This is a genomic window from Streptomyces sp. SID14478 (assembly GCF_010548525.1).
Taxonomy (GTDB): domain Bacteria; phylum Actinomycetota; class Actinomycetes; order Streptomycetales; family Streptomycetaceae; genus Streptomyces.
The window spans coordinates 17,782-33,426 of sequence record NZ_JAAGMG010000991.1 but is presented as its reverse complement, the minus strand read 5'-3'; the positions used below and the strand labels follow the sequence as shown (position 1 = coordinate 33,426).

14 protein-coding genes and 1 pseudogene are annotated in these 15,645 nt (G+C 71.1%); 4 read left to right on the top strand and 11 right to left on the bottom strand.

Annotated features, from left to right (window positions below; genetic code table 11):
- Together G3I40_RS32205 and G3I40_RS32200 are read right to left on the bottom strand one after the other, a co-directional pair.
- Nucleotides 1–580: pseudogene (locus G3I40_RS32205) on the bottom strand (hypothetical protein); the annotation flags it as partial.
- Between the two features lie 71 nt (nt 581–651).
- On the bottom strand, nt 652–1,962 hold the full coding sequence (locus G3I40_RS32200; RefSeq protein WP_164306151.1) for a PTS transporter subunit EIIC: 1,311 nt from the start codon (nt 1,960–1,962) through the stop codon (nt 652–654).
- 262 nt (nt 1,963–2,224) lie between these two features.
- Between G3I40_RS32200 and G3I40_RS32195 the strand changes: the two genes are divergently transcribed.
- The gene (locus G3I40_RS32195; RefSeq protein ID WP_164306150.1) at nt 2,225–2,992 is read left to right on the top strand and encodes a GntR family transcriptional regulator; all 768 of its coding nucleotides are present in this window, start codon (nt 2,225–2,227) and stop codon (nt 2,990–2,992) included.
- Between the two features lie 22 nt (nt 2,993–3,014).
- Here G3I40_RS32195 and G3I40_RS32190 read toward each other — a convergent pair whose 3' ends face one another.
- The 6 genes from G3I40_RS32190 to G3I40_RS32165 form a co-directional block, all read right to left on the bottom strand.
- Entirely contained in the window at nt 3,015–3,398 is a 384-nt protein-coding gene (locus tag G3I40_RS32190) for a Ser-Thr-rich GPI-anchored membrane family protein (protein ID WP_164306149.1), read from the bottom strand.
- Between the two features lie 224 nt (nt 3,399–3,622).
- On the bottom strand, nt 3,623–4,813 hold the full coding sequence (locus G3I40_RS32185) for a TetR/AcrR family transcriptional regulator (RefSeq protein ID WP_164306148.1): 1,191 nt from the start codon (nt 4,811–4,813) through the stop codon (nt 3,623–3,625).
- A 50-nt stretch (nt 4,814–4,863) separates the two neighbouring features.
- Nucleotides 4,864–5,691 (bottom strand): SDR family oxidoreductase, encoded by an 828-nt coding sequence (locus G3I40_RS32180; RefSeq protein ID WP_164306147.1) that lies wholly within the window; start codon nt 5,689–5,691, stop codon nt 4,864–4,866.
- Between the two features lie 36 nt (nt 5,692–5,727).
- Nucleotides 5,728–6,129 (bottom strand): MaoC/PaaZ C-terminal domain-containing protein, encoded by a 402-nt coding sequence (locus tag G3I40_RS32175; RefSeq protein WP_164306146.1) that lies wholly within the window; start codon nt 6,127–6,129, stop codon nt 5,728–5,730.
- Nucleotides 6,126–6,578 carry a MaoC family dehydratase N-terminal domain-containing protein gene (locus G3I40_RS32170; protein WP_164306145.1) on the bottom strand — a complete coding sequence of 151 codons (453 nt, stop codon included), beginning with the start codon at nt 6,576–6,578 and terminating at the stop codon, nt 6,126–6,128. The genes G3I40_RS32175 and G3I40_RS32170 overlap by 4 nt, the downstream gene beginning before the upstream one ends.
- Before the next feature lie 2 nt (nt 6,579–6,580).
- On the bottom strand, nt 6,581–7,765 hold the full coding sequence (locus tag G3I40_RS32165; RefSeq protein WP_164306144.1) for a lipid-transfer protein: 1,185 nt from the start codon (nt 7,763–7,765) through the stop codon (nt 6,581–6,583).
- 156 nt (nt 7,766–7,921) lie between these two features.
- Between G3I40_RS32165 and G3I40_RS32160 the strand changes: the two genes are divergently transcribed.
- Both G3I40_RS32160 and G3I40_RS32155 read left to right on the top strand, forming a co-directional pair.
- Nucleotides 7,922–9,469: a long-chain fatty acid--CoA ligase gene (locus G3I40_RS32160; protein ID WP_164306143.1), complete on the top strand. Its 1,548-nt coding sequence runs from the start codon at nt 7,922–7,924 to the stop codon at nt 9,467–9,469.
- A 98-nt stretch (nt 9,470–9,567) separates the two neighbouring features.
- The gene (locus G3I40_RS32155; RefSeq protein WP_164306142.1) at nt 9,568–10,725 is read left to right on the top strand and encodes an acyl-CoA dehydrogenase family protein; all 1,158 of its coding nucleotides are present in this window, start codon (nt 9,568–9,570) and stop codon (nt 10,723–10,725) included.
- Between the two features lie 23 nt (nt 10,726–10,748).
- On the opposite strand, the gene G3I40_RS32150 is transcribed toward G3I40_RS32155, so the two are convergent.
- The 3 genes from G3I40_RS32150 to G3I40_RS32140 are packed head-to-tail and all read right to left on the bottom strand — an operon-like array spanning nt 10,749 to nt 13,533.
- The gene (locus tag G3I40_RS32150; RefSeq protein WP_164306141.1) at nt 10,749–11,372 is read right to left on the bottom strand and encodes a TetR/AcrR family transcriptional regulator; all 624 of its coding nucleotides are present in this window, start codon (nt 11,370–11,372) and stop codon (nt 10,749–10,751) included.
- Between the two features lie 10 nt (nt 11,373–11,382).
- Complete coding sequence (locus tag G3I40_RS32145) at nt 11,383–12,243, bottom strand: alpha/beta hydrolase (protein ID WP_164306140.1); 861 nt, start codon at nt 12,241–12,243, stop codon at nt 11,383–11,385.
- A gap of 24 nt (nt 12,244–12,267) precedes the next feature.
- Entirely contained in the window at nt 12,268–13,533 is a 1,266-nt protein-coding gene (locus G3I40_RS32140) for an MFS transporter (protein ID WP_164306139.1), read from the bottom strand.
- Between the two features lie 116 nt (nt 13,534–13,649).
- On the opposite strand from G3I40_RS32140, the gene G3I40_RS32135 reads away from it, so the two are divergent.
- Entirely contained in the window at nt 13,650–15,611 is a 1,962-nt protein-coding gene (locus G3I40_RS32135) for a CocE/NonD family hydrolase (RefSeq protein WP_164306138.1), read from the top strand.
- Nucleotides 15,612–15,645 lie beyond the last annotated feature (34 nt).

Below are 15,645 nucleotides of genomic sequence, written 5' to 3'. Positions count from 1 at the left end.
GGGCGCGCACCGGGGCGAGCGCCGCCGTGGCGCGTTCGCGGACGGTGCGCAGCAGGGGGCCGATGCCGTGCCAGGGGTCGGAGGTGCGGCCTGCGATGGCCCCCGCCAGGAGGTCGAGGGCGACGACCGTGCCGGTGAACCCGACGGTCGAGGCGTACGAGTCGGGCTCGTTGCCGAGGTCGACGGTGAGTTCGGCGAGGTCGCCGAGCGGGGACGGCGTGACGTTCAGGACGGCCAGGGTCGACGCGGTGCCGGCCGCCTTGAACGCCGCGAGGGTCTCCGAGCTGCGGCCGCCCTGCGAGACGCCGATGAGCAGGTCCGTGTCGAATCCGGTCAGCCCGTTCTCGACCTCGTCGGCGAGGACCCGCTGGGCCGCCACGCCGTGGGCCCGCAGCACGTCGACGGGGACGGCGAGCGCGGCGTACGAGGCGCCGATGCCGGTGAACAGGGGGCGCTGGACGGAGCGCAGGCCTGCCAGGGAGACGGCGTCGAGCTGAGCGCGCAGGTGGGCGGCGATGCGCTCCAGGGCCTCGGGCTGGGTGTCCTGGCCGGTCTGGAAGGTGATGCGGGATCCGGACATGGGGGGTCCTTGTCTTTCTCGGGGCGTGTCGCGGGGGCCCGGGAGGGCGAGGGCAGAAGGGTGGCGGTGCGTCAGGACGCGGGCGGTGTGGGCGCCTCCGTGCCGGGCGGCGTCGCCTGGGCGGGCACGGTTGCGGCGGTGTCCGGGGCGGGGTCGGGCGCGGCGGTGGTGTCGTCGGCGCTCTCCACCGGTTCCCGGCCCGGTGTGGGCAGGTTGAACCGGACGATGGCGAACCGGAAGATCACGTAGTAGAGCGCGGCGAAGACGAGTCCGATCGGGATGAGCATCCAGGGCTTGGTGGCGATGCCGAAGTTGACGACGTAGTCGATCGCTCCGGAGGAGAAGCCGAAGCCGTCCCGGATGCCGAGCGCGTAGCAGACGGCCATGGAGACGCCGAAGAGCACGGTGTGGATCGCGTACAGGACCGGCGCGACGAACATGAAGCTGAACTCGATGGGTTCGGTGACGCCCGTGACGAAGGAGGTCAGCGCGACCGAGATCATCATGCCCTTGACGACCTTGCGGTTCTCCGGGCGTGCGGTGTGCGCGATGGCGAGGGCGGCGGCGGGCAGCGCGAACATGTAGATCGGGAAGCCGCCGGTCATGAACTGCCCGGCGCTCGGGTCACCGGCCAGGAAGCGGGCGATGTCCCCGTGCACCTCGGCGCCGGTCTGCGGGTTGGTGTAGCTGCCGGCCTCGAACCACGGGAAGAACGAGAAGAAGTGGTGCATGCCGACCGGGATCAGCGCGCGGACGACCACGCCGAACAGGCCCGCACCCCAGGCGCCGGTGCCCACCAGCCACTCGCCGAAGTGGAAGAACCAGCCGCCGACGGTCGGCCAGATGACGCCGAAGGCCGTGCCGAGGACGACGCCGGCGAAGGCACTGAGGATCGGGACCAGCCGGCGGCCGCCGAAGAAGCCGAGCCACTCGGGCAGTTTCGTGCGGCTGAAGCGCTGGTAGAGCAGTGCGCAGACCAGGCCCATCACGATGCCGCCGAGCACCTTGGCGTCCAGCGGTTCGCCGTCGACGCCCTTGGGGAAGGCCGGGCTGGCCAGGACGTTCTTGAAGACCAGGTAGCCGACGGCGGCCGCCAGGGCGGTGGAGCCGTCCGCCTTCTTGGCGAAGCCGATGGCCACGCCGATCGCGAAGAGCAGCGGCAGGTTATCGAAGACCGTCTGGCCGCCCGCGGTCAGGATCATCCCGAACTTGCGCACGATCTCGGGGAAGGCCTCGCGGCCCAGCAGGTCCTCCTTGCCCAGGCGCAGCAGGATGGCGGCGGCGGGCAGGACGGCCACGGGCAGCATCAGGCTGCGCCCGATGCGTTGCATGACTGCCATGGCTCCGCTGCCGGCTCGCTTCTTTGCGGTCGCCGTACTCATCCGTCTTCCTCCATCGGGCAAGGGGAGCGGTGTCGCCGGACATCCGGGAACACCGAGGTCAGCGCGGGAACGACCCGGTCGCTGCCTTCACAAGGTAAGCAGTGGTCTGCAACTGGTCAATAGTGGTATTGCTCTCAGGTCGCATCAGGGTCCTGTGCGGTCGTCTTCGGGTCCTACGGCCTGCATGCACCGGGGCATACGGTCCGCAAGGCCAAGTGGTAAGCAGTGGTATGGTTCCAGCCCGACCAGGAGGTTCCTACGCATGCCGGACCGCGCCGCACCGGACACGTCGGCCCGCGCGCCGCACCGCACCAGCGGTGCCGCGCCCCTGTGGTCACAGGCGGCCGACCTGCTCCGGGAGGAGATCGCCCGGCGCGCGCTGGAGCCCGGCGCGAAGCTGCCCTCCGAACGGGACCTGTGCACCCGCTTCGACATCTCCCGCGTCACCTTGCGCAAGGCCCTGCTGCACTTGGTCGACCAAGGGCTGCTCACGGCCTCGCACGGCCGCGGCTGGTTCGTCGCGACGCCCGCGCCGGCCCGCGAGTGGCCCAACGACCTGGAGTCGTTCACCGCGACCGCCCGCCGCAAGCACATGACGCCGGGCTCCCTGGTCCTGCGGCACGAACCGGTCCTCGCCACGCTCGACGACGCCGACCGCCTGGACGTACCGGCGGGGACGCCGCTGCTGCGGCTCGACCGGGTCCGGCTCCTGGACGACGTCCGCGTCGCCGTCGACCGCACCCTCGTCGTCACCCGGCTCGCCCCCGGCATCGAGGAAGCCGACTTCACCACGGCCTCGCTGTTCGAGGAACTGCGCCTGCGCGGCGTCGAGTTGGACCGCTCCGAGGTGACCATCGAGGCCCGCACGGCGGACGCCGAACTCGCCGAGCACCTGCAGGTCCCCGCCGGCGCACCCATCCTGCGCCTCGACCAGACGATCCACACGCGCGAACAGCGGCCCGTGCTGCTGTCGGTGGTCGAGTACAGCGGCGAGCGCTACCGGCTGCGCACCACCTTCCAGCCGGTCTGACTCCCGCCGCCGCCCCGCCCGTTCAGGCCGGGGCGAGCGTCACGGGCGCGCTGTAGGCGTCGAGCACGCCCGGCGCCGAGGTGATCTGGACGCGGTAGGGGCCGGGGGCGAGCGCGGGCACCGTCACCCGGGCCCGCAGGTCGTGGGGGTCGACTTCGGTGACCAGTACCGCTTCGGTGCGGATCCGCGTCCCGGTGCCCGAGACGAGCCGGATGTCCACCCGATGCCCCAGCGGGCCGACGACCCACCACGCCACGGTCTGCGTGCTGCCGGCCTCCCACCGCGCCCCCTCGCCGGGGACGCGTACCACCAGACTGTCGGCGTCGAGCGCGATCGCGACCTCCGGCCGTTCCAGCACCCGGAAGGCACGGCGGAGCAGGGCCGGCAAGGACGCAGTCGAGGGCATGGCGGAACCTCCGTGTCGCTGGGGCGGGGTGGCAGGCCCCGGCGCCTGCGCATGCCTCCATGGTCCGCCGGGCGCAGGCGGCGCGAGCGCGGCGGAGGTCACCGCGGACCGGGCCGATCGACCCGCTCCAGCCGCTCCCGCCCCCTCGGTTCTTGTGGTGCAGGTCACATGGGGGTCGGCGTGCGAGCCGGTGAGCGGCTTCCGCCACCATCCCGCAGAAGCATCTACCGTTCGGAGTGCCCGGGGACGAGCAGGGACAGGCACAGCTGAGGGAGCGCCCGCTCCAGCGCGAAGCGGTCCCGGACGTGCGGGGTCCGCATCAGGTTGTTGACCAGGGCCACGGCCGCCGCCACGCGATGGCGCCCCTCGGTGTCGGAGACTGCCGGTGCCACCGCACGGACCAGAGCCGTCCACTCGGCCAGATACTCGCGCTGCGCCTGGAGCAGCGTCGTCTGCGACTCCTCGGGCAACTGCCGCGCCTCGGTCAGCAGCAGGCCGATGATCGCCGGGTGCCGCAAGGACAGCGTGACGTACGAGCGGACCACACCGCCCAGGGCCTCTTCGACGTCGGGGGCCGTGGCGAGGACGTCGCCGAGGTCCATCAGCAGGTAGGACCAGCCGCGGTTCAGGGCGGTGACGAGGATGTCGGCCTTGGTGGCGAAGTGGTTGTAGACGCTGGGGCCCGCGATGCCGAGGGCGGCGCCGATGTCCTCGATGGCCACGCGCGTGTACCCGCGCTCGGAGAACAGCCGGATGGCCTCGGCGAGCAGGTGCTCGCGCCGCGACCGGGGCTTGAGGCCCAACGGGACGCGGCGCGTCCCCTCGGCCGGCGTCGGTGCGGGGGAATGCACCACCGTGTGCACCATCGACGTCAGCAGCGGGCCGCTCACCATCTCGCCGGAGCGATGCCACCCGGGACTCAGCAGCACAGCGAGCGTGGCCCAGGCCAGGTAGTCGGCCTGTTCGGGGGCCAGTTCGGGCCGCGTCCGCCGGATCAACCCGGCGACGAGCCGGCCCACGGCGCGGATCTCGGCGTGCACCAGGGCCTGTTGGGACTCGGACAGGTGCATCGTCTCCCGCTGCCACAACATGCCCGACTGGGCGTGCTCGGTGGCGACCGTGACGAGTTCGCCCACCCAGTCGGCCCGGAAGGGCGAACTCATCTCCTCCAGCCGTACGGTGATGGGCGTCACGGAGGAGGACAGGACCTCGAAGAGCAGGTCCTGCTTGCTGCTGAAGTGCCGGTACAGGGCAGACGGGCTGATCGTCACCGCTTCGGCGATGTCCCCCATGGCGACCTGCTCGTATCCGCGCACGCTGATCAGATCACGGGCCGCGGCGAGGATGAGCTGGCGCCGGTTCGACGGGCGCGTGCGGCGCAGGGGCTGCTCGGTACCGGCTTGCTGCGCCGTCACTGGGGGCCTTTCTGTGTACCGCGATTCGATGCGACCAGCCTATCGGCAGGTCAGTTGTTCCAGCCGCCGCCACATACCAGGGTCTGGCCGCTGACGTAGTCGGACTCCGGGGTGCACAGCAGGTAGACGGCGCCCGCCGCCTCCTCGACCGTGCCTGCCCGGCCCAGCGGGATCATCTGTTCCGCGGCGGCGAGGAGCGCCGGGTTCACGCCGACCGCGATCCTGCGCCCGGAGATGTCGATGGTTCCGGGGCCGTCGGCGGAGGCTTCAGTGAGCCGCGTGGCGATCAGGCCGAAGGCGACGGTGTTCACCGTGACGTTGTAGCGGCCCCACTCCTTGGCCAGCGTCTTGGTCAGTCCGGTGACGCCCGCTTTGGCCGCGGCGTAGTTGGCCTGCCCGGCATTGCCGCCGAGGCCGGCGACGGAGGAAATGTTGACGACCTTGCGCACGGTCGGCGTTCGGGCCTCGGAGTCCTTGCGGGCCTGGTCGCGCAGGACCGGCTGGGCGGCCCGAAGGAGCCGGAACGGGGCCTTGAGGTGGACGTCCATGATGGCGTCCCACTGCTCGTCGTCCATCTTCTGGATGACGTTGTCCCACGTGTAACCGGCGTTGTTGACGATGATGTCGATGCCGCCGAAGGTGCTGACGGCCGTCTTCACGAAGGCGTCGGCGAAGCCGTCGTCGGTGACGCTGCCGACGTGGGCGACCGCCCGGCCGCCGACCGCCTCGACGGCGGCCACGGTCTCGGCGGCCGGTGCGGCGTCAAGGTCGTTGACGACCACGTCGGCGCCCTGCGCCGCGAGTTTGAGGGCGATCGCGCGGCCGATGCCGCGGCCGGATCCCGTGATGAGAGCGGTCTTGTGCGCGAGATGGGACATGGAGCTGCCTCCCTGAGGGCGGGTGATGGGGCGGGGTCAGGAAGCGTCGACGAGGGCGGTACCGGTCAGCGTGGTGGTGCCGTCGGCCAGGCGTACGTCGAGGGCGATGGCGGCGACACCGTCCTCGACGGCGCGGACGGAGCCGTGGCAGGTGGGCCGGGCGTGCAGCGGAGTGAGGGCCACGAAGCGGACGTCGAAGGACCGGATGCGCTCTTGCGGTGCCCAGTCGGTCAGCAGACGGCCGAGATAGGCCATCGAGAGCATGCCGTGCGCGAACACGTCCTCCAGGCCGGCGGCCCGCGCCTCGTCGAGGTCGATGTGGAGCGGGTTGTGATCGCCGGAAGCGCCGGCGAACAGGGCGAGCGTGGTGCGGCCGACCGGCGGCAGGTGCAGCGGTTCCAGGACGGTGCCTGCGACGAGAGGCGTGGGGACGGTCATGCGAGGCCTCCGTGTCGCACGATGGTCAACGTCTCCGCGGTGGCGGCCAGTTCGCCCTCTCGCCGGAACTCGCTGCGCCTGACCAGGAAGTCCATGGCGGGGGTCTTGGCCGTCGCGCTGACGATCCGCTGCTCCACCCGCAGGGTGTCCCCCGCGTGCACGAGCCGGTGGTAGGTGAAGCGCTGTTCGCCGTGCAGCACGGTCGCCAGCTCGATGCCCAGGTCGTCGAGGTGTCCGAACGGGCGCGGCGCCTCCAACTCCACGGAGAACAAGAAGGTGGGCGGCATGAGCAGATCGGGGTGCCCGGCGCCCCGGGCGGCCGCGACGTCCGTGTGGACGGGGACGGTATCGCCGATGGCCGCGGCGAACATCCTCAGCCGTCCGCGCTCGAGCGTGACCTCGAACGGCGCGAACTCGAGGGCCAGCGCCTTCTGTTCGTCGATCGGCATGGTCAGCCCACCTTCTCGTACAGCGTGACGACTGCCGCGCCGCCGAGCCCGATGTTGTGCTGGAGGGCGAGCGAGGCCCCCTCGACCTGCCGTGCTTCGGCCTCGCCACGCAACTGCCAGGTCAGTTCGGCGCATTGGGCGAGCCCGGTGGCCCCGAGCGGATGCCCCTTGGAGAGCAGCCCTCCCGAGGGGTTGGTGACCACGCGTCCGCCGTAGGTGTGGTCGCCGTCGCGCACGAACTTCTCCGCCGTGCCCTCGGGCGTCAGCCGCAGCGCCTCGTAACTGAGCACCTCGTTCGTGGTGAAGCAGTCGTGCAGTTCGACGACCGGGATGTCCCCGGGACCGACGCCCGCCTGCTCGTAGACCCGGTCGGCGGCGGCGCGGGCCATGTCGTAGCCGACCAGGCTCATGCGGTCGCCGGAGTGCGACGCGGGGGTGTCGGTCGTCAGCGCCTGGGCGCAGATCGCCACGTCGGTGCGCAGGCCGCGCGCGTGCGCGAAGTCCTCAGTGACGAGCACGGCCGCAGCGGCCCCACAGGTCGGCGGGCAGCACTGGAGCCGGGTGAGCGGGTCGAAGATCATGGGTGACTGCCGCACCTCGTCGAGGGTGACCTGGTCGCGGAAGACGGCGTTGGGGTTGTGCCGCGCATGCCTGCGGGCCTTGACCGCGATCCGGGCGAACAGCTCGGGACCGACGCCGTAGCGCTCCATGTACGCGCGTCCCGCCCCGCCGAACAGGCGGGCCGCGGAAGGGACGTCGGGGTGTTCGCCCTGCACTCCCGCCGCGATCTGCTCGAAGCGGGCCAGCGGTGCCGGCCGGTCCTCCCAGTGGGAGACGAGTGCCCCGCGCTGCATCTGCTCGAAGCCGAGGACCAGCACGCAGTCGGCCGCGCCGCCGAGGATCGCCTGGCGGGCCAGCCACAGCGCCGACGAGCCGGTGGAGCAGTTGTTGTTGACGTTGACGATCGGGATGCCGGACATCCCGACGCCATAGAGGGCGTTCTGCCCGCTCGCCGAATCGCCGTACACATATCCGGCGTAGGCCTGCTGGACGTCGTCGTAGGAGACGCCCGCGTCGGCGAGCGCCCGCAGCGCGGCCTCCTGTGCCATCCCGTCGTAGGGGGCGCTGGTACGCGGTGTCGCGAAGGGGGCCATGCCCACTCCGGCAACGAACACTCGATCAGCCATCCGGTCCTCCCGCAGCTCGATGTCTGTCGTGGACCATAACAGCAAAACTATCGGAGATTCACTTAGACTCTTGCGGGGTGCTGGCTACTGCCTACACTGACCTCGCAGCGAGTCACGCTGAACTCATGATGGTTCACATCTAGGGAAGGGGCCGCCTTGCGCATCACCCACTGCCTGCACCGCCTCGTGCAGCGCGAACCGGACCGCCCGCTGACCATCTGCGGCACACGCACCACCACCGTGGCGCAGTCCGCCGACCGCGTCGCCCGGCTGGCGGGAGCGCTGAAGGCACGCGGCCTGGAGGCGGGCGAGCGCGTCGGCATCCTCGCGATGAACTCCGACCGCTACCACGAGGCGCTGTTCGCCTGCGCGTGGGCCGGACTGGTGGTCGTCCCGCTCAACACGCGCTGGTCCCTCGCCGAGAACGCCTTCGCCGTGGACGACGCGGGCATCCGTCTCCTCCTGGCCGACGACGACTTCGCCGCGGCGGCGCACGAGCTCGAGGACCGCTGCCCGACACTGACCACGGTCGTCCACTGGGGCGAGCACGCCACCCCCACCGGTTGGCTGCCCTACGAGGACCTGCTGACCGACGCCGCTCCCGCCGAGGACGCGTACCGCGGCGGGTCCGACCTCTTCGGGATCTTCTACACGGGCGGAACCACCGGACGGGCCAAGGGAGTTGCCCTCAGCCACGACAACGTCCTCGGCAACGCGGCCGGCGCGCTGGCCACGTATCCGGTGGCCACGGCACACGGCCGGTTCCTGCACGCCGCGCCCATGTTCCACCTCGCCGATCTCGCTGCCTGGGTCATGGGCACGCTCCGCGAGACCACCCATGTGATGGTCCCCGCGTTCGAGCCCGCGGCCGTGCTGGCCGCCCTCGAGCGGCACCGGATCACCGACACCCTGCTCGTGCCCACCATGCTCCAGCTGCTGTGCGACCACCCGGACGCCGACACCGCCGACCTGAGCAGCGTGCGCACCGTGGTGTACGGCGCGTCCCCGATGCCCGAGGCCGTCCTGGAGCGCTCGATGCTGCGTTTCCCCCACGCCGGCTTCGTCCAGGCCTACGGCATGACCGAACTCGGCCCGGTGGCAACGCTCCTGCTGCCCGACGACCACCACGTCGCGGAGCGCCGCCGTTCGGCCGGCCGCTCGACGGTCGCCGTCGACGTCCGCGTCGTGGACGCCGAGGACCATGAAGTGCCCACCGGCACGGTCGGTGAGATCGTCGTGCGCGGCGACAACGTCATGCTCGGCTACTGGAACCGCCCCGAGGAGACCGCCCAGGCGCTGCGCGGCAGTTGGATGCACACCGGTGATGCGGGACGCATGGACGCCGCGGGCTACCTGTTCGTCGTCGACCGGATCAAGGACATGATCGTCACGGGCGGCGAGAACGTGTACTCCGTCGAGGTCGAGAAGACACTCGCCCGGCATCCGGCCGTCGCCGCCTGCGCCGTGATCGGCGTCCCCGACCCGACCTACGGCGAGTGCGTGCACGCCGTCGTGGTCCTGCACCCGGGCTCCGCCGCCGTCCCGGAGGAGCTGACCGACTTCTGCCGGGCCCACATAGCCAACTACAAGGTGCCCCGCAGCGTCGAGTTCATCGACGCCCTCCCGGTCTCCGGAGCGGGCAAGGTCCTCAAGCGCGAGCTGCGCGGGGCCCGTCGGGCGGGTCAGGAGCGCGCGGCGCACTGACGCCGGGACCCGCTCCGCACGACCCCCACCTACTGCACCTCAACCACCCCTGGCGACAAGGCCGTTGACCCGCCCCGCCCGACAAGGAGCGACACATCATGAAGCGCACCATCTACGACGAGGAGCACGAGGCCTTCCGCGGTGTCGTCCGGGACTTCCTCGCCAAGGAAGTCACTCCCGTGTACGACGAGTGGCTCACGGCGCAGCGCGTCCCCCGCGACCTGTTCCACAAGCTCGGCGACCTGGGCGTGACCGGCTTCGACATCCCCGAGGAGTACGGCGGCCCCGGCCCCACCAGCTACAAGTTCCAGGCCGTCATCGCCGAGGAGGCCGCCCGGGCGGCCGTCGTCCTCGGGCACTACTTCGTGTCGACCGGCGTCGTCCTGCCCTATCTGCTGCGCCTGGCCACCGACGAGCAGAAGGCGCGCTGGCTGCCCGGCATCGCCTCGGGCGCCACCACCTTGTGCATCGCGATGACCGAGCCCGGCGCCGGCTCCGACCTCGCGGGTATCCGCACCACGGCACGGCTGTCCGACGACGGACAGCACTATGTGCTCAACGGCGCCAAGACGTTCATCACCGGCGCCCGCAACTCCGAACTGTGCGTGGTCGTCGCCCGCACCTCTCCCTCCGAAGCGGACGACCGCCGGCACGGCCTGAGCCTGCTCGTGGTCGACACCTCCAGCGTGGGCTTCTCCATCGGGCGGCAGCTGGACAAGATCGGCCTGCACACCTCGGACACCTGCGAACTGTCCTTCGCCGACGTGCGCGTTCCGGTCCGCGACGTGCTCGGCCGCGTCGACGACGGCTTCGTCCACCTCGGCGCGCACCTCCCGCGCGAGCGCCTGGCGATCGGCGTCGCGGCAGTGGCCGCGGCGGCCGCGGCCGTCGACCTCACCCGGCACTACGTACGCGACCGACAGGTCTTCGGCAGGCCGGTGGCCGAGTTCCAGAACACCAAGTTCACGCTCGCCGACTGCGTCACCGGGCTGGAGGCGGCGCAGTCCCTCGCCGACCGGGGCATCGCCGCGGACGACGCCGGGATCCTCACGGCCGCGGACGCCGCGCGGATCAAGCTGTTCTGCACCGAGACTGCAGGCCGGATCATCGACGCGTGTCTGCAACTGCACGGCGGATACGGCTACATGCAGGAGTTCCCCATCGCCCGCCTGTACGCCGACACCCGGGTCAGCAGGATCTACGGCGGCACCAGTGAGGTGATGAAGGCGATCATCGCCAAGGACCTCGGGCTGTAGCCCGGCACACGACGCCCCTCAGGTCATCGGCCGGAGCTCCCGCCACCGGGTTCCGCGTCGAGGACGCGGTGGGCCAGTCGCTTCCACACGTCGAGGTTCGGATCACTTCTGTGGTCCCGCGGCTCGAAGGTGTAGGTCAGGGCGACACCCCGCATGCTGGACAGGAGCACGGGCGCGAGATCGGCGAAGTCGGGGTGTGCGACGAGCTCCGGTCCGAACAGGGCGACGACCAGACGACGGATGTGGCGGCCCAGCTCGTGCTCCTGCGGCCTGAGCGCATCGGCGAGCTGAGGGTTGTGCTGAGCCGCGGCCCACAGTTGCAGCGCGGCGCGGAACAGCGGACCGTGGTAGCTCATCCAGATCTGTTCGACGGCGTCGTCGATGGTGCCTGCTGCCTTCGGGACATCGATCTCACCGGTGCGCTGCAGCGCCAGGTGCTGGACCGCCGCGATCAGCAGGTCGTCGCGCGCCGGGAACTGGTGGAGCATGCTGCCGCGCGAGACACCCGCGCGCTCCTGGATGCGCGAGGTCGTGGTCGCGGTGTACCCGTCCTCGGCGAGACAGGCGACTGCCGCTGCCAGAATGCGCTCGCGCGTGTTCCATGCCCGCTGCTGCACCGGCAGCGCAGCGGAGTGAGAGGAGGCCATGCCACCAAATTTACCGTGGCGCCTGCCCCGACCGACCAGTACGGGCTGACCGACCGCGCCGCGCCCCGGCGCCCAGCAGAGCGGCGATCTCGTCCCAGAGCGGCTCCGGCAGCTCGTGGCCCATTCCGGGGAAGACCGTGAGCGTCGACCGCGGGATCACTTCGCGCAACCGCGCGGAAGCCGCCGGGTCGACCAGTTGGTCGCTGTCGCCGGTCAGGATCGTCGTGGGCACCCGCAGCGCGCGGAGCATCTCGTCGTGGTCGACCGTGGTGAGCAGGGCCCGCAGCTGGCGTTCCGGCCCGCCGGGCTCCCAGCCCCGGTCCCAGATCCTTGCCCCGACAGCGGTGAGCCACGCGGTGTCCTGGGGGTACGCCGTCGACCGGCAGACCGCCTCCGCGGCCAGGTACTGGGCGACGAACGCGTCCCGGCTCGCCGGGGCGGCGGCGGCCGTGCGCCCCTCGACCGCGGCCCGCCCGCGGAAGTACCGCAGCGACGGCGCCGTGTACAGGAGTCCCAGCGAGCGCACCCTGTGCGGATGACGCAGGGCGAGTTGCTGAGCGACCATGCCACCCATCGACTGCCCGACGACGTGGGCCGAGCCGAGACCGAGACCGTCGAGCAGCGCCGCGGTGTCGTCCGCGAGGTCGCTCAGCTCGTAACCTCCCTCCGGGTAGCGCTGCGACTGTCCGACGTCGCGGTTGTCGAAGCGGATGACGCGGAAGCCCTCCTGGACCAGGCGTTCGCAGAACCCCTCTCGCCAGCCCAGGAGTTGAGCACCGTGGCCCTGGATGAGCACCATGGGCGGCAGGTCCTCGGAGCCGAAGGCGTCCCAGGCGATACGGGCTCCGGACGGTGTGATCACGAACGCCATGTCGTGTCCTCTCCCTGCCCGCACTCAGCGGACCGTCTTGACGAAGGAAATGGTGATGCCGGAGATCAGGGCGGTGACGATGCCGAACACGTACAGGGCGGTGTATCCGCCGAAGAAGGTGAGCAGGCCGCCCGCCAGCGCGCCCGACACGATCTGCGGCAGGCCGGTCGCGACTGCCAGGAGGCCGAAGTCCCGCCCGACGCGGTCGTGGTGCGGCAGGACGAGGGACATGACGGCCAGGTCGACGCCGAAGTACGTGCCGATGAAGATGCCGAGGAAGACCGAGTAGACGACCATGCCGGTCCAGGTGGCGCTGATCACCGGAATGCAGAACGTGGCCGCGAGACCGAGGGCCGAGATGCCCACGAACAGCTTGCGGCGGTCGATCCTGTCGGCGAGCCAGCCGAGGAAGGTGGCGACCACGACCCAGGCGACGGTGGTGAGGGTGAGCAGGTTGCTGACGGCGACTCCGACGTCGCCGCCCGGCACATCGTCCTTGCCTATGTAGTCGGTCAGCGTGTAGTAGAGGTAGCCGCTGACCGTGAAGTACGAGAGGAACAGGGCGAAGCGGCTCACGAAGGCCCAGGTGAAGTCCCTGCTGCGGAACGCCTCGAAGAAGCCGCGCATCCCGCGGCGCTGCGCGGGCAGGCGTTCGCGCCGTGTGGCGGGAGCGAGCGACGATCCCTCCCGCACGCCCAGTACGAGCGCCAGGCTCGCGGCGACGAGCACGACAGCGGTGATCGCATAGCCCCAGAAGTGCCCTGCGCGGCTGGCGACGTTCACGCCGATCAGCACGCCGACAGGAGTGCCCAGGCCGACGAGGGCCGAGGCGACGCCGCGCCGCTCCTCGGGGACGCGATCGGGCAGGATCGCGATGAGGGCGCCCTGGTACATGTTCGCCGCGAGCCACAGCAGCGCGTACACGATCCCGAGCAGAAGCAGATGCGCGCTCTGCGACATCGCGATCATCAGCACTCCCGAGATGCCGGAGAGCACCACGATCCAGGGCGTGCGCCGGCCGAAGCGCGAGCGCGTGCGGTCCGAGAGCGCGCCGCCCAGCGGAAGGCCCACCAGCGCGGCGACGGCCGCGAACGTCGTCAACAGGGCCAGGTTTCCCACCTTGTCGGCGGGGTCCAGCGCCTCGACCTGGGTGGGGACCAGCACCTGCTGGACGCCGTTGAACACGGCGGTCATGGCGGCGACCGCCGCGAGGAGGAGCGGGAGCAGCCGGCGAAGTCGTACCGCTGGAGTGAAGTGACGTGCCTGCCCGGTGAGTTCGGTACGCGTCATGTGCTCCTCCGAGGGAGCCTCGGGCCGGGTGGTGCACGGCCCTGGCGGGTGGGGGCGGCGACACACTAACGTGAACTAGTCAGCGCTGACTAGTCAGTTGTGCCCAGGAGGTTTCGATGTCGAGCCGCACCCGCTCCGCAGCCCTGTTCCTCGCGTCCGTCACCGCGGCGGGCAGCCTCGCGCTCGCTCCTCCCGCGACGGCCCTCCCCGGCGCACCGCCCTACGGCGTCGGCGTGACCCACAACGTGCCGATCACCATGAGCGACGGCGTGGTGCTGGAGGCGAACGTCTACGCGCCGACGGATCCCGCCACCGGCGAACCGGCCCGCGGCCCGTTCCCCGTCGTCCTCACGCTCACCCCGTACGGCAAGGACCAGGGCGAGACGGACCCCGAACGCGGGGACGTCGGCATGGGAAAGGACACGGACCTCATCGAGCACGGCTACATCCACGCCACCGTCGACGTCCGCGGGACCGGACTCTCCGGCGGGACGTGGTCGTTCGCGCAACCGCAGGAGTCGGCCGACGGTGCGCGCGTCGTCGACTGGGCCTCCAAGCTGCCCCGTGCGACCGGCTCCGTCGGCATGATCGGGGAATCGTACGCAGGGATCGACCAGTTGCTGCTGGCCGGCCGCATCGGGCCGAAGTCGCCCCTCAAGGCGATCATGCCGATCGTGCCCTCCGACGACATCTATCGGGACGCAGCGGCTCCGGGCGGAGTCACCAACCCGCTCCTGCTGGCGGAGTTCGTACTCGCCAACCTCCCGCTGAGCGAACAGAACGCCCTCACCGAGGCCCTGCGGACCGCCCGCACTCCGGCGGACGTCACCCGCCTCCTGTCGGTGATGACCGGGCATCTCGGCGGTCTCGGCGCGCTCCCGGTCGCGGAGGTCGCCCTCGGCGGACCGGCCGCGTACGACGAGCCCTACTGGCACGACCGCAGTCCGCACCACGTGCTCGGGGACATCGTCGCAAGCGACGTCCCCACCATGATCCTGGGCGGCTGGCGGGACGCCTTCCAGCGCGGCGGCCCTCAGCTCTACGCCGGCCTGCAGAACGCCGCCGCCGGACGGCCGGTCTCCGCGCCGATGGACGCCGGGCAGAAGGCCGATCCGCGATTCCAGTTGATCTACGGCGACTGGTACCACAACCAACTGGGGCTGCCCGCCTCGCCCGACCGGATCAAGGTCAACGCCGTCGCACTACGGTGGTTCGATCACTGGCTCAAGGGCGTGGACAACGGCGTCACCGCGACCAAGACGCCGCTGCGCACCGTCGACAGGACGACGGGGACGTGGACACAGGGCGCGACCTACCCGTTCGCCGGCGCCGAACCGACCCGCATGTACCTCGGCGCGGGGAACACCCTCGGCGCGACCGCGCCCACGGACTCCGGTACCGACGCGATCACATGGACCAACGCACCGCTGTGCACCCCGTCCGTCACCCAGTTCCTCCTGCTCGGCAGCGACCAGAACGCACGGGACGAGGCCGGGCTGCCGCCCTCGCCGTGCAACACCGACGACCGCGGCACGCAGCAGGCCCCGTACGCGCAGACCTACACCACGGCGCCGCTGCGGCAACCCCGAGTGATCGCCGGGCCGGTCAGCGCGCACCTCAGCGCCAGGGTCAACACCCGCGACAGCGAGTGGGTGGTACGGCTCGAGGACGTCTCGCCCGACGGTACCTCCACACCCCTGAGCCGTGGTGCCCTGCTCGGCTCGCACCGCGCCCTCGACCCCCGTCGCACCTGGTCCGCGCCGGACGGCACGACGCTCGTGCCGTACCACCCGCACACGCGCGCGTCGGTCGACCACGCACCACGGAACACCGACACCGGCTACGACGTCGAGGTGTTCCCCACGCAGGCCACCGTCACGGCCGGTCACCGCATCCGCGTGACGATCTCCACCAACGACTCCCCCGCGCTCCTCCCGTCCGCCGCCCAGACGGTGAACCTGGTGGGCGGGGTCTACCGCATCCGGCACGGTGGCGACGACGCGTCGTACGTACAGATGCCGCTCTCCGCTCCCGGAGCACTCGGAGCCGCGTGCACCGACACGACCATGTGCCCCTGACCGGGGGGGAACTCAGCTGACCGGTCCGGACCAG

Excerpts from the sequence above, each read along its gene's own strand:
- G3I40_RS32200 (WP_164306151.1), bottom strand. The coding sequence starts at position 1,962 with ATGAGTACGGCGACCGCAAAGAAGCGAGCCGGCAGCGGAGCCATGGCA.
- G3I40_RS32155 (WP_164306142.1), top strand. The coding sequence starts at position 9,568 with ATGAAGCGCACCATCTACGACGAGGAGCACGAGGCCTTCCGCGGTGTC.
- G3I40_RS32135 (WP_164306138.1), top strand. The coding sequence starts at position 13,650 with ATGTCGAGCCGCACCCGCTCCGCAGCCCTGTTCCTCGCGTCCGTCACC.
- G3I40_RS32195 (WP_164306150.1), top strand. The coding sequence starts at position 2,225 with ATGCCGGACCGCGCCGCACCGGACACGTCGGCCCGCGCGCCGCACCGC.
- G3I40_RS32180 (WP_164306147.1), bottom strand. The coding sequence starts at position 5,691 with ATGTCCCATCTCGCGCACAAGACCGCTCTCATCACGGGATCCGGCCGC.
- G3I40_RS32145 (WP_164306140.1), bottom strand. The coding sequence starts at position 12,243 with ATGGCGTTCGTGATCACACCGTCCGGAGCCCGTATCGCCTGGGACGCC.
- G3I40_RS32150 (WP_164306141.1), bottom strand. The coding sequence starts at position 11,372 with ATGGCCTCCTCTCACTCCGCTGCGCTGCCGGTGCAGCAGCGGGCATGG.
- G3I40_RS32170 (WP_164306145.1), bottom strand. The coding sequence starts at position 6,578 with ATGCCGATCGACGAACAGAAGGCGCTGGCCCTCGAGTTCGCGCCGTTC.
- G3I40_RS32140 (WP_164306139.1), bottom strand. The coding sequence starts at position 13,533 with ATGACGCGTACCGAACTCACCGGGCAGGCACGTCACTTCACTCCAGCG.
- G3I40_RS32190 (WP_164306149.1), bottom strand. The coding sequence starts at position 3,398 with ATGCCCTCGACTGCGTCCTTGCCGGCCCTGCTCCGCCGTGCCTTCCGG.
- G3I40_RS32165 (WP_164306144.1), bottom strand. The coding sequence starts at position 7,765 with ATGGCTGATCGAGTGTTCGTTGCCGGAGTGGGCATGGCCCCCTTCGCG.
- G3I40_RS32175 (WP_164306146.1), bottom strand. The coding sequence starts at position 6,129 with ATGACCGTCCCCACGCCTCTCGTCGCAGGCACCGTCCTGGAACCGCTG.